Source organism: Methanobacterium subterraneum (assembly GCF_002813695.1).
Classification (GTDB): domain Archaea; phylum Methanobacteriota; class Methanobacteria; order Methanobacteriales; family Methanobacteriaceae; genus Methanobacterium; species Methanobacterium subterraneum.
Genome location: NZ_CP017768.1, coordinates 2031265 through 2044382, shown reverse-complemented (window position 1 = coordinate 2044382; position 13118 = coordinate 2031265). Strand labels below are relative to the sequence as shown.

Sequence of the window (13118 nt, the reverse complement as noted above, 5' to 3'; positions counted from 1 at the left end):
GCCCCTTAGAGTATTGATTTTTTTAATAAGTATAGTGAGAACATTAGGATAAATAAATATCCAAAATATCACTGTAAGGCCGGTAACCCGTAAATTCAGGTTTTTTAGCCATTTTCATGATTTCTTCAACATCGAGGTGTTGTTCCACTGTTTCCATGGCCTTCTGGCAGAAATCTTCCAGTTTTATCTCCACCTCCGGAGTTCCACCACGGGCTGCCAGCTGGGCCTTGGGTACCCGGGCCACCCAGTCCAGTCCGGTACTTTTTTTAATGTAGCGAGAGGCGTTTTCTGCTATTTCTTCATGATAAACCTTGTTTAAAATAGCTCCAACTGTTTTTATGCCCAGTTTCTCCATCATTTCCAGGTGAGAAGTCAAATCCAGTGCCGCGGTTTCTATGCCTCCCTTGTTACATCCGGTTACCATGATGGTGGGGATGTTCCCGGCCAGAGCTATCTCCGCAGCAGAGAAGGGTGTTTTTTCATTTAAAAGGCCAGTGAAAACACTCATAACTCCCTCAATCAATATCAAATCATATTTTTTGCATTTTAAAGTGTTTATTATTTCTTTCAAATCTTTCCAGCCCAGTCCACCGATTTTAATGGATGAAAAGTTGACCATTCTTTCCTTGTTGAGGTAGAGGGCTGGCACCAGGTCCCGGGTATCCGGGCCCACCTTTAAAACTCCCACCCGGTAGCCTTTCCGGCGCAGGGCTCCCACCATTCCCGTGGTGAGGAATGTTTTCCCGGAATCAGACCCGGTGCTGGCTATCATGAGGAAAGGAGGTATTTCTACATTTTCAGGGTTATTTCCAGGGGTTGGTCGGTGCAATCCATCCACGTTGAAGGATAACCGATAATCAGCGTAAATATCCAGACCGATTCCTATTTCTCCCTTGATTTTCTTTAGAAGTTCCTGGTTGGCCTGATAGATTTGTTTTGTTTCTTCTTCATCCGTATCCATATAATTCAGGATGTTATTAACCAGGGAGGGATTTTCATCCAGAGAACCATGAATCATAGCCCCCACCACGTTTCCTTCATCATTACGAACACCGGCCAGTATTTTGCGGGGATTGTCTGAGTAATCGGTTCTTTTAACCTGTGAAAATAAGATTGGTGGCGCCTCTCCCCTTATATCCCCGTAGGTGTGGCAGTGGAATCCAGTGACTGTTTCACCCACCATTCCCCTGGTGAGGAATGATTCATCGGCTACTTCTGCTTCCACCCGGTCGGTTCCAATCATTGGGTGGAATGTGACATCCAGTATTCCCAGTCCTTCGCGTTCCACTGGGCAGGGTGATTTCCGGCCTATGTCGGTTTTGTGGGCCAGTACCTGGAATCCTGAGCACATTCCCAGTATGAATTTCCCCTGGCTGTTCATTTTCTTAATGACCCTGGCCACGTCGGGAGTGATGCTTTCTGATTCCACTATACTTCCACCAGGGATTATCAGACCATCCAGGACTTCGTGTGCCTTTTTCCCGTTTACCATCCCGTTGTCCTTTAAAAGGTGGGTGGGGAGTTTTCCAAAGTCCTCGAAGTTGGGTAGTGATCCTTTAACGTAGAGGATGCCTATTTTTTTCATGGGAATTCACTGGTTTAATTTGATTATTTGTACATTTGAATTAGTTATAATTGATTTTAAGTGTTTTAATTGATTTTAAGTGAGTTATAATTGGTTTGAAAATAATAAAAAATAAATAAAAATTAGGGGAAGGATTTTAGTTCAATCCTTCCTGAGCTGCCATTAGCTGTATTATTTTTTCATCATCCAGTGGTTTGGCTTGGAACTGCATTCCTACGGGTATTCCCTTAACATCCCCGGCAGGTGTGCTGGCCGCAGGTATACCGGCCAGGTTGGCTATAACGGTCAGGACGTCATAGGCATACATTTCCATAGGTTCCAGTGAGGTGCCCAGTTTATGTGGGAGTTTGGGAACTGTAGGACCTACCAAAACATCCACATATTTCAGTAATCCGGTAATTTCTCTTCTTAGGAGTGATCGGGCCTGTAATGCTTTTTTGTAGTACTTGCCACTGAATTCTTTCTGACTGATGTAGGAGCCCATGTGTATTCTGCGCAGTACTTCCTCTCCACACACTTCTTCGATTCGTTCCCCGTATTTTCGACCATCGTATTTTCGGGTGGCGGAGAAAAACTCCACATAGTTTATGAGGTAGTAGGTAGGTAGGCATAATTTAAGATAATCGAAGTTTAATTCCACTACTTCTGCCCCTGCCTCCTGCATCTGGTTGATGCGATCTTCAATAATATTAACTATGGCCTCATCGGAGACGTCAAAGAATTCCTTCACTACACCCAGCTTCATTCCTTTAAGTACATTTTCAGGATCATTGATGGAAGAGGTGAATTTTGGCACTTCCCAGTCAATGGTAGTGCACTCCCGGCGGTCTTCCCCGGCAATGACTTCCAGCATTAGGGCCACACCACTGGCGTCCGTTGAGAATGGTCCGATCTGGTCGAAACTCATGGCCAGATCCAGCAGTCCCTGCCTGCTCACTGCACCGTAGGTTGGTTTGAATCCCATCACCCCACAGTGGGATGCGGGGTTACGGATGGACCCCCCGGTATCTGAACCCAAGGCCAAGTCACACATCCCAGCGGCAATTGCCGCCGCACTGCCCCCACTGGATCCACCAGGTATACGTCCGGGTGCTGCTGGGTTGTCGGTGTGTCCGAAGAAAGATGTTTCGGTGGAACTTCCCGCTGCGAATTCATCCATGTTGGTCATACCAATTATGATCCCATCCTCAGCCTTTATCCTCCGGGTTACAGTGGCATCGTAACTTCCCAGATAGTTTTCCAGGGTTGGTGAGGCTGCGGTGATGTGGAAATCCTCCACATTAATGTTACTCTTGATCCCTACTACCATACCGGCCAACTTTCCAACTTTCTGGCCATTATTTATTTTATCATCAATTTCTTCTGCCTTTTTCCGGGCATCATCAAATTTAAGTTCAACAAATGCCCTTATACTAGAATTATCCTTTTCTATTTGTTTAATGAATGTTTCCAGATTATCTTTTGAGGTTAATTCATGATTCCTGATTGATTGTGATTTTTCCAAAATATTCATATTCCCACCTAAAATATGTGAGTAGCAAATCTAGTACTAGTTAATCATTACCATCCTTTGTTTTAGAAAATGAATCTTATTATATTTACCATTCTAAAGATTAATTACTCCTCAGGAGTTGCTTCTCACCCGGTAAGAAATGAAAAATCAGGAGGGCAAAGACCGATTCACCCTGATTAAAAAGATTTAATAGATTTTTTCCTGATAAAATTGGTTATTAATGTTTTTATCAAATTTATAATTTCATATGGAAGTCATATGCCTACATTTCAACATATTTCTTTTCCATTGGCATCCCTAAGCACCATGTGGGTTTTAAATTTGAATTAAAATGATGGGCCTGTTCTGAGTTGGAGTCAACGTTTATTCGCATCACTGAACATACCAAACTTCTACTGGACATCAAATTAGTAGGTACTGAAATCAATGTTAGATTCTGAATGATGCTAAATTCTGAATTTTTAATTAGTAATCTGTAGAAACTTAGTGCCTATTTTTACCATACATTCATAAAATGAAATAAATTTCCCAAATCCAGTACACCCATAAGGTAAAGGATCAGTATGAGCAGTGGTTGGTGCAGGAGGTAGATGAGTAGGGAGTGCCGTCCCATGAAGCTGAATATCTCTATAGAGGGGTTTTTGGAAAGTTTCGGTAGGTGGAATCTCCTCTTGTAATCGGGATAAAGTATTTTTCCGGTGAAAAGTCCCAGGGAAACCACCCCCAACCAGGGAAGTAATGGGAAGTAGTCCACGGTTATGAATCCGGCAGGTTTCAAGCCTAACCATAACAGCCAGGGATAACTGACTGCAAACTGGGCCAGGATGAAACCAGCGATGATGAAGATGAATCCCAGAACCAGATTAAGATATTTCTTGTTTAAGAAGGGATATTCCAGGATTATTGCTATTCCAATGAAATGCAAGACTCCGAAAACTATGAAATCATCGGGGATGAAGATCCAAGTGGCCAGGGTGACCAACAATCCCAGTAAGAATATCTTAACCCCTCTTTTGAAATACTTAGTGAAAAGGGTTTCATTTACCTGTTCCAGCCCCTGTAGTTGCCTCCGGGTGTAACTCAGAGTGAGGGAAACCCCCACTAGGAACAGGAAGATAAAGGCTACTGCACGGGTGAACCACCATAGGAATCCTGATGAGAGGTTAAAGGAGAATATCCCGAAGTAAGTGAGATCAAAGATCAGGTGATAAATCACCATCACCAATATAGCTAGACCTCGCAAGACGTCTATTTCCCAGAATCGCTTGTTTAAATCCTTCATTTTCCACACAAGATTTTAATGGCAAAATAATATGACTACTGTAAGTTTCCCATTTGTTTTTATGTTTGTTGAGCTTATTAAAATCCATGTGCAACCTTAATTTCCTAAAAAGTGTTCTCATATGCACAAATAGTTATAGTTAAATGTGTTTACATCTATAAAATCCCCGTGTATTAGGTCCCAAAAAATCTAATTATTTAAAAGAATTGATTATTTAGAAAAATTAGATTATTTAGTAATAGCAATGGGTTAATTACTTGAGTTTTGTTAATTGATATCATGGTTTAAAGATTAAGAGGTGCAAATTCATGTCCGGAACTCTTTTACTAAAACAAAGTGAAATAAAAGAACTTATTAGCATGAAAGAAGTTGTTGAATCAGTTGAAACTGCTTTTAAGGACTTTGCAGAGCGTAACGTGCAGATGCCTGCCAAGGAGTACCTGTTTTTCCAGGAAGGAGATCTAAGGATCATGCCCTGTTACGTGCGCAGTAGTGAAGAAGCCGGAGTTAAATGCGTGAATGTGCATCCTCAAAACCCCCTGGAACACCAGTTACCCACGGTGATGGCAGTCATTGAACTGGTTGATCCAGAAACTGGGTTCCCCATGGCGGTGATGGACGGGACCCTAGTTACTGATCTTCGGACCGGTGCATCGGCCGGGGTGGCCACCAAATACCTGGCCAGACCCGATTCAGAAACCCTTGGAATAATTGGGGCCGGTAAACAGGCTTGCACACAGTTGATGGCCCTGAATGAAGTGATGGACATTCAAAAAGCCAAAGTTTTCTGCAGGACCTGCAGCACCCGTACCAACTTCGCCAAAGCAGCCACAGAAATCTATGGTTTCCCTGTGGAAGCAGTTGAAAGTGCCGAAGAAGCAGTGAAAAATGTGGATGTGGTGGTTACCACCACCCCCTCCCGGAAGCCCCTGATCAAAGCTGAATGGATCAGTCCCGGGACTCATATTAATGCCATGGGCGCTGATGCTCCCAGTAAGCAGGAATTAGAAACCCGGTTACTCTTAAAGTCAAAGATCATTATTGATTCATGGGATCAGGCCAGCCACAGTGGTGAAATCAACGTCCCAGTCTCACAAAATGTTCTTAAAAGGAAGGATATCCATGCCAAACTGGGAGATGTGGTTATTGGAAAGGAAACAGGTAGAGAGGGCAACGAGATCACCGTATTTGACTCCACTGGCCTGGCTGTTCAGGATGTGGTTACTGCCGGGCTCATATACCGAAGGGCCCGGGAACAGGGCATTGGAACGGATTTTGATTTCATGAGCTAATTCTAATCCCTTTTTTTAGTTTTGGAAAGGTGGGGAAGTCCAACCCTTCCCTTTGGGTAAAATATATAGGTTTGAAAGTTCAATCTAGTTCTGGTGATGTGAATGTACCAGAAAGTAAATCGAAGCGAAGTTCTGAGTAGAATGGGCCATGTGTACGAACGCTTCCAGTTTTTATCCAGAAACAGATCCCTCTCTGATGAGCAGATTGCAGATATAGATCAGCACTTATCCCGGATTATAGAAGTGTTAAATCAAACCTAAACACTGGTGTATTTAGAATTCAGGTGTTTGTTGACCCATAATAGGAATAATACTTTATTTCAGATATCACATCAAAAAGTACACTATTTATACTCATAATAATTAATATCCATTTTTTCCAAGGGAATCAATTAATAATAATCAGGAATATTTATTTTCCAAACTATGTATCTAAAAAAATGATTTAAATGTGGTTAGAAATTATTTTATTCGCAACTGCCTCCTTCTGGGTGGGTTTATCCGGGGCAATGGTCCCCGGACCCATGTTGACTGTTACTATTTCTGATTCTCTTAGAAAAGGATCCCAGGCTGGGCCCCTGGTGGTTCTGGGTCATGTTATTGCTGAGATCAGCCTGATTATACTCCTGGTACTGGGTTTAGGGTGGGTTATTGGATCCCAGACAATTACCATGGTCATCGGGGGAATTGGAGGAGTGATGTTAATCTACATTGGCTACAGCATCGCCAGATCCCCGGTTCCTGAAGAGATACCAGGTGATGATAAGCCTATTGAAAAACGGGGATCAGTTTTAAGTGGAGTCATCACCAGTGTCACCAATCCCTACTTCTACCTCTGGTGGGCTACTGTGGGTTGGGCCTTCATGCTCAAGGGAATAGAGTTAGCCGGGATCATTGGGGTTTTAAGTTTCCTGGTGGGTCATTGGGGGGCAGATCTCAGCTGGTACAGTTTAGTGTCATTTTTCACCAGTAAAGGAAGGCATGTACTCCCGGGTAAGCGTTACCGGATCATGATGATTATCTGTGGAGTTTTCCTGGTGTTATTAGGAGTTTATTTCATTTACTCCACCTTAATAGCCTGAAATTTTCATTAAATTTTTTATTTCAAATGTTTATCAATTTTAATTGACCTCCTGAATAATATAGTAATTAATTATAAGTCACCAGGAGCAAATTAAGAAACATGAAAGCTGTTGTTTTCGATAACTCCGGAACCCTAATCTCCAGGTACAGGGCTATTAAAAACCTTAATAGTGGAATTATTTATGACAACATCAGTTCCATTGATCTGGTTGATGAGCATCCCCACCGGGCCCTGGTAGTCCTTCAGACTGATCCTTCCAGTTGCCTGATTAATGCCAGACCAGACCAGACCATCCACCAATTCATTGTACGCAACAAGGTGCCTTTTGATATAAGCTACTCTTCTTCAGATGTTCAAAAGGATGAAATATTACCGCTTATTAAGAATGAAAATGCTGAAATCAGTGATATTCAGGATACCATTCACGCCGTTTCTAATAAAAATTATAACGTCCAGATATGCAGTGGATCCGGATTCATTGTCAATACCCGAAGTGGTGATATTGAATTCACCATCACTGCCGGAGGTAAGATATTCCCTGAAGTTTCGGAGGTGGTGGAGGAACTTAAAAAAAGATCATTCCATATCTATGTGGCCTCTGGAGACCGGACTAAATCCCTGATGGAGCTGGCCAGTTATATTCACATTCCCTCTGAAAACGTCTTCGGCACTGCTGATGCCCAGAGGAAAAGGGAAATTGTGGCTGGACTTAAAGAAAGATACAAGGTGATGATGGTTGGTAACAGTGCCAACGACATCCTAGCACTTAAAGAGGCAGATATGGGAGTTATAACCACACAACAGGATAAAGAAACATCACGAAAGGTTATGGAAGCTGCGGATGTGGTGGTGGGCAATATTAAGGAAATTCTGGATATTGATTTTTAGGGTCAGATTATGTTTTTAACCAAATTATGATCCTTGATCCCTTTTCTGATTTAGTTTATTCAACATATGCCTGTTATTCACCATTTACAGTTTTTTTCAACTTTTTAAAGGAAGATAAACTCTTGGAAGATACACACTTAAAAAATATATTTCCTGAACTGGTTTAGTATTTTTAATTAAATTACCCCAATGATCACTGGTAACGTTTTAATAAGGGAATAATCAGGTAAACCAGACTAGACCAGCCATATCCCCATTCATTCATAAAGGGGAGGAATGTGATTCCAGCAGCCACCAGAGAAATTACCGGTAACATTAGATTAACTTTTAAGCTTGACTTTAGGGTTTCCTCATCAACTTTATCCACCAGCCCCTGGTTGATGGCATGACGCCAGTTAAGAAATAGTAGAAATCCTATAAAAAAGAGGTTCAGGTCGAAAAAAATGTTGGGAATCTGGAAATTCCCGTATTCCCCTACAAAAAAAGCTGAAAAAGGCACCAGTGCCACGAAAAGAAGCCATATAATGATTATCCATAACAAGGTGCCATCTGCTCGTTTAATACGGTTAAACTGAAGGTGGTTAATCCTCCAGAAAACAGCCAGAAGAACAAAGCTGATGAAGTAACTGTAAAAATTAGGGAGAAGATCAAATAGGGCTTTATAAAGGCTGGCTTCAGTGGGATTGGCAACGGAAGGTACTGCAATTCCCAAAACCAGGAGGGTCATTGCTATGGCAAAAATACCATCCACCAGGGTTTCTATGCGTCGGACATTAATTCCTGTTGATTTTACAGTTTTTTCATTATCCTGCAAATGGCCAACCCCGATATGGTGAATTTAATAGCACGTAATTAATTATAACTAATTAAAGTATGATAACCCTAAATTAGCTTTTAATTGTTTCTCGATTTTATAATGATAGAATTCTAGTTTTTATAATGACAGGTTTGCCATAATCTATAATGATCTTTCCAGACTCTTAATGGCACTGCGCACTGCCCTTTCTTCCATAATTCGGTAGGCCACCAGCAGCCCTATTAAGAGCATAGGTACCAGTATATCTAGAACCAGGACTGCTCCTGCATTTCCAGATGCATAATTGCCAGTGCCAAAGATGTTACTTATATGTCCCAGAGCATCGCCCAAAAGGAAGATAGAAACCCCTATAACCGTTGCTGTCCAGAAATTACCCCTGATCCAGACGCATAAGACTCCCAGAACCCCAAAGGCCAGATTGGCAAAGGCCACTTCCTGTTGAAATGGACTTCCAGTAGCCCATCCAATGGATGCAGCCACTTGGTTGGCAAAGAAGGAATGACCTATAGATGCCCAGATAGAACCTAAGCCAACAGTAATAACCAGGAATGATAAAAGAGATATTTCTATTATTTTTTTCGCGGTTAACGCTCGTTTAGAATAAAATTGAATCCCCAGCATTATTAATGCACCAATTATCCCCAGTATCAGCCAGGTATAAGCTGTATCCATTTAAAACCCCTCTCTTAGCAGATCTAATTGAAGATAGAAAATTAACACTTATTATTTGCGTTTTATCATCATTTATTTAATACCTTGCTCTGGGGAAAAAATGGAAAAATATATAAGCCATTTTCCCCTCCCCCTAAAAAGTATGATTTAGTGATTAAACCCAATAATAAAATATAATAAGCGGTTATAAAAACTTTATAAAGTTATTAATTCATATTTTTGAAAGCCCATCCCAATTTCTTCGGCATACTCCAAGAGCACCCTTCCATCCACACCTTCCCAGACTCCCCTGAATTTATCACCACCCTGGTGATGATGATGTTCCAGGAGAGAATTTTCCAATCCAGCTTCCTGATTCACCAGATCATAACTGGCCTTATCCAGGGCCACGGGATCATTGGATGCCAGTATGCCGATGTCCGGGACAATAGACGCATCACTGAATGATTCACAGTCACAGTCAGGGGTGATATCCATGAGGAAATTAATGTAACCCACTTTCCCTTCTTTATTTATAACCGCACCAAAGGCGTATTCCACCATTCTTTCCATGAATTCCGGTAGTGAATCCAAATCCAGTTCTATGGCAGATTCCGGACAGTTGGAGAGACAGTTGTTGCAGGCTATGCATTCTCCCCTATCGTAAACTGCTTTACCTTCCACCAGAGACATCACCGATACTGGGCAGGATCCAATGCAGGTTTCGCAGCCAGTGCATTCCTCAGTGATGATTGGTTTGGCGCACTGGTGTTGTTCTATTTTTCCAGGGGCCGATGCGCATCCCATGGCCAGATTCTTAATCGCCCCACCAAACCCACTCATCCCATGTCCCTTGAAGTGGGATAAAACCAGCATACTGTCTGATTTTTCAATATCACCGGCGATTTTCACCTTTGAGAAATGATTCAACCCTACATTCACCGGAATCCAGTTATCACCACGTATTCCATCGGCAATGATCACCGGAACTCCGGTAACTGCATAGGCAAAACCGTTTTTCATTGCAGTCTGGAGATGGTCTACTGCATTATGGCGACTACCATAATATAGAGTGTTGGTATCGGTTAGGAACGGTTTAGCCCGATATTCCAGAGTTTTTTCAACCACTGAATTTATCAAAACCGGTTTAAGAAACGCGTCGTTGCCTTTTTCCCCAAAATGGAGTTTAATGGCAGTTAAATCATTTTTATTAATGAATTCCCCAAAACCTGCCCTGTCAAATAACTGTTTTATCTTACTGTTTTTGTTTTCTCCCTGGCTCCTGGATCTGAAATTAGAAAAATACACTTCACTGGACATTTAAAAACCCCCATTAATTATAATTTATCTATTTTTATTCATTTCGACTTGTTAATATCCTTGGAAAGTTAGACTTATTATTGCATTATCCTGGATTGAGTTATTTCGATAGGTTTAGGAGAAGATTTCGACTTTTTAAAACATCGTCGTAATTGTTTAATTCAATTATTCCCCTTTCAATACCATTTATGAGACTTAAATCAAGGGTTCCTTCACCCAGGGCCACGTGCTGATCCTTTTCACCGTTATTATCACTTAAATGATAGTAATATATTTTTTCAAGTTTTAAAAATGAACCAGGATGGTTGGTGGTGTTGGCATGACCCAGATCTACTGTGGCGTGACAGCCACATTGATCCAGGAAGTAAGAGTGTTCCTGTGCGGTGTTACAGAAATAAGCATATCGATGAGGCATGTTTTCCACGGATAAAATAACACCCAGATCCTCTGCGTATTGATTGGCCTTTTTTAAGGTTTCAATGGCAAAATGTTTACCCATTTCCCGGATTCTATCTTCCAATCGATGGATCACTCCAGGGTGAGTGGTTATGGCCTCTGCGCCTATTTTTGATGCTAAATCCAGTGTTTCCTTGATTTGGCGGAGGGTTTCATCCCGAATACCCTGATTCATACTGGCAGGGTTCAGGTCTATGGTGGGGGCATGCAGGAAAACATCCACATCATAGGAGGCAAATACATCCAGACCCTCGGCCTGGCTGAGAATATTCCGGGGCCAGTAGGGACCTTCACATAATATTTCCACCAGATCAAAGCCATCAGCAGTCGCGGTGTCCAGAAAATCCTCAAAGGACTTCATGAAAAGAGCCAAAGTTGAAAATCCTATTTTCATGTATACACACTTTTTATAGTAATTGGGATATATTTTTCGAAATTCATTATCTTCTTCGAAATTCCACTAAACTTTTTTCGCATTTTAAGGGGTGACATGATAAAATGGGAACATACTATACTTTATTTAGAATAATTCCTAGTTGAGTTTTACACAACCTTTATATGGAAAGTGGATATATCTAATTAAACTATGTCGAAATTTGATATATCAATAATGGGAATAGAGGAGGTGTGAAGTGAATGGGTGATGAATCATTTAGAGACAATCCAACTGAAGGTTCCAGTGATAAAGAACCTGCAGAAGAACTTAAAAAATCAAGGGGTTACTACCGTAATGCCATGGAAAACCATGAAGTATTCAAAAATTTGAATCAGTTTGAAAGAAAACTGGTCAGAGGGATTATGAGAGGTTCCGGCCCAATAATCATGCTCTGGCTTATCAGTAAAAAGGGACAGCATGGTTATGAGATCATGACCCAACTCCACGAATCTTCGCCATTCAGTGATAAAGTTAAAATGCCCAGTGCCAGCATCATCTATCCAAAATTACACCAACTGGAAAAGAAAGGCCTTATTAAGGGTACCTGGGAAAATCATGGGAAAAGAAAAGTTAAATATTATGAAATAACCCCTGAAGGAATAGAAACCCTGGACAAGATAAGAAATTTCTTTAAAACACGGAAAAATAATCTGTATGAAGATTTTTTAGAAGATGTCATGTATATAAAAAATAATAGGAGTTAAAGGTATGAAATATGCCATCGAAACCTCTGATCTCACCAAATTATATGGTGATTTTAAAGCAGTTGATGCTTTAAACTTAAAAGTTAAAGATAGAAGCATATTCGGTTTTTTAGGCCCTAATGGGGCGGGTAAAACCACTACTATAAAAATGTTAACTTGCCTGATTCCCCCTACATCCGGAACAGCGAAAGTGGCCAGTTATGATATCATAAAAAAACCCAACGAGGTTCGTCAAAAAATAGGGATGGTTCCACAGCTAGTCAGTCTTTACGCTGATCTTACAGCTCGGGAAAATGCAGAACTCTGTGCTGATTACTACGGGATGCCCAAAGACCTTAAAGAAAGGAGAATTGACGAGTTAATGGAACTGGTGGATATCAAGTACGCTGAGAATAAACTGGTTAAGCAATTATCTGGAGGGCAGAAACAGAAAGTATCTGTGGTTGCCAGCCTAGTACACCAACCAGACATCCTCTTCCTGGATGAACCTACCATTGGTCTGGACCCTACCACTAAAAGTGTTCTATGGGATCTTATAGACGAACTCAACCAGAAGGGACACACCATCATCCTGTGCTCACACGACATGTACGAAGTGGACATGCTCTGTGACCATGTGGGTATAATCAATCAAGGAGAATTGGCTGCATTTGACACCCCACAGGGATTGAAAGACACCATACTAACGCAAGAAGAATGTGGGGAAACTAAAATCGGGGAAATTGTGCGTGAAATGGAGGGGACAGATAACAGTGATCATCCATCGTTCTGTAAGCTTAAAGAAGTTGCAAAGGAATCTGAAATAGATAAAGCGAGAGAAATGAGTTTAATGGTTGATATTTCAGATACTGAACTGGTTAATCGATTATCTCAAATTCCCTGTGTTCTGGATATTGACTGCCACCGATCAGGTAGGCTAGCCTTTAAATTAGCCAACACTGAAAATGCGGTAACCCAGGTAATATCGGCAATTATGGAAACTGGTGGGAACATAACCTCAATTTCCACCAAAGACCCTTCATTAGAGGATGTTTTCATGAAAGTTACTGCTAAAAAGCCCAATAAAGGGGAAAAAGGAAGTGAATAGAGG

General features: G+C 41.3%; 13 protein-coding genes. 6 read left to right on the top strand and 7 right to left on the bottom strand.

Annotated features, from left to right (window positions below; translation table 11 throughout):
* Positions 1–43: 43 nt before the first annotated feature.
* From BK009_RS09935 to BK009_RS09925, 3 genes are all read right to left on the bottom strand, one after another.
* On the bottom strand, positions 44–1585 hold the full coding sequence (locus tag BK009_RS09935) for an AAA family ATPase (protein ID WP_100909511.1): 1542 nt from the start codon (positions 1583–1585) through the stop codon (positions 44–46).
* A gap of 136 nt (positions 1586–1721) precedes the next feature.
* Positions 1722–3098, bottom strand: a complete 1377-nt coding sequence (gatA, locus tag BK009_RS09930) for an Asp-tRNA(Asn)/Glu-tRNA(Gln) amidotransferase subunit GatA (protein ID WP_100905163.1) — start codon at positions 3096–3098, stop codon at positions 1722–1724.
* Positions 3099–3594: 496 nt separating this feature from the next.
* On the bottom strand, positions 3595–4380 hold the full coding sequence (locus tag BK009_RS09925) for a DUF1624 domain-containing protein (protein ID WP_100905164.1): 786 nt from the start codon (positions 4378–4380) through the stop codon (positions 3595–3597).
* Positions 4381–4688: 308 nt separating this feature from the next.
* On the opposite strand from BK009_RS09925, the gene ala reads away from it, so the two are divergent.
* The 4 genes from ala (at position 4689) to BK009_RS09910 (ending at position 7644) form a co-directional block, all read left to right on the top strand.
* Positions 4689–5672, top strand: coding sequence for an alanine dehydrogenase (gene ala / locus BK009_RS09920; protein WP_100905165.1), 984 nt, complete (start codon positions 4689–4691; stop codon positions 5670–5672).
* Between the two features lie 102 nt (positions 5673–5774).
* Positions 5775–5933: a hypothetical protein gene (locus BK009_RS12520; RefSeq protein ID WP_169032958.1), complete on the top strand. Its 159-nt coding sequence runs from the start codon at positions 5775–5777 to the stop codon at positions 5931–5933.
* Between the two features lie 188 nt (positions 5934–6121).
* Positions 6122–6754: a LysE family transporter gene (locus tag BK009_RS09915; protein WP_100907241.1), complete on the top strand. Its 633-nt coding sequence runs from the start codon at positions 6122–6124 to the stop codon at positions 6752–6754.
* Positions 6755–6855: 101 nt separating this feature from the next.
* Positions 6856–7644 (top strand): HAD family hydrolase, encoded by a 789-nt coding sequence (locus tag BK009_RS09910; protein ID WP_100907240.1) that lies wholly within the window; start codon positions 6856–6858, stop codon positions 7642–7644.
* 193 nt (positions 7645–7837) lie between these two features.
* On the opposite strand, the gene BK009_RS09905 is transcribed toward BK009_RS09910, so the two are convergent.
* The 4 genes from BK009_RS09905 to BK009_RS09890 all read right to left on the bottom strand — a co-directional run bounded on the left by BK009_RS09905 (position 7838) and on the right by BK009_RS09890 (position 11282).
* The gene (locus tag BK009_RS09905) at positions 7838–8458 is read right to left on the bottom strand and encodes a TMEM175 family protein (RefSeq protein WP_100905168.1); all 621 of its coding nucleotides are present in this window, start codon (positions 8456–8458) and stop codon (positions 7838–7840) included.
* 144 nt (positions 8459–8602) lie between these two features.
* Positions 8603–9133 (bottom strand): DUF6790 family protein, encoded by a 531-nt coding sequence (locus BK009_RS09900; RefSeq protein WP_100909510.1) that lies wholly within the window; start codon positions 9131–9133, stop codon positions 8603–8605.
* A gap of 195 nt (positions 9134–9328) precedes the next feature.
* On the bottom strand, positions 9329–10432 hold the full coding sequence (locus BK009_RS09895) for a DUF362 domain-containing protein (RefSeq protein WP_100907239.1): 1104 nt from the start codon (positions 10430–10432) through the stop codon (positions 9329–9331).
* Positions 10433–10532: 100 nt separating this feature from the next.
* Complete coding sequence (locus BK009_RS09890; RefSeq protein WP_100905171.1) at positions 10533–11282, bottom strand: sugar phosphate isomerase/epimerase family protein; 750 nt, start codon at positions 11280–11282, stop codon at positions 10533–10535.
* Between the two features lie 242 nt (positions 11283–11524).
* Between BK009_RS09890 and BK009_RS09885 the strand changes: the two genes are divergently transcribed.
* Positions 11525–12028: a PadR family transcriptional regulator gene (locus BK009_RS09885; RefSeq protein WP_100909509.1), complete on the top strand. Its 504-nt coding sequence runs from the start codon at positions 11525–11527 to the stop codon at positions 12026–12028.
* Positions 12029–12032: 4 nt separating this feature from the next.
* Complete coding sequence (locus BK009_RS09880) at positions 12033–13115, top strand: ATP-binding cassette domain-containing protein (RefSeq protein ID WP_100907237.1); 1083 nt, start codon at positions 12033–12035, stop codon at positions 13113–13115.
* Positions 13116–13118: the final 3 nt, after the last annotated feature.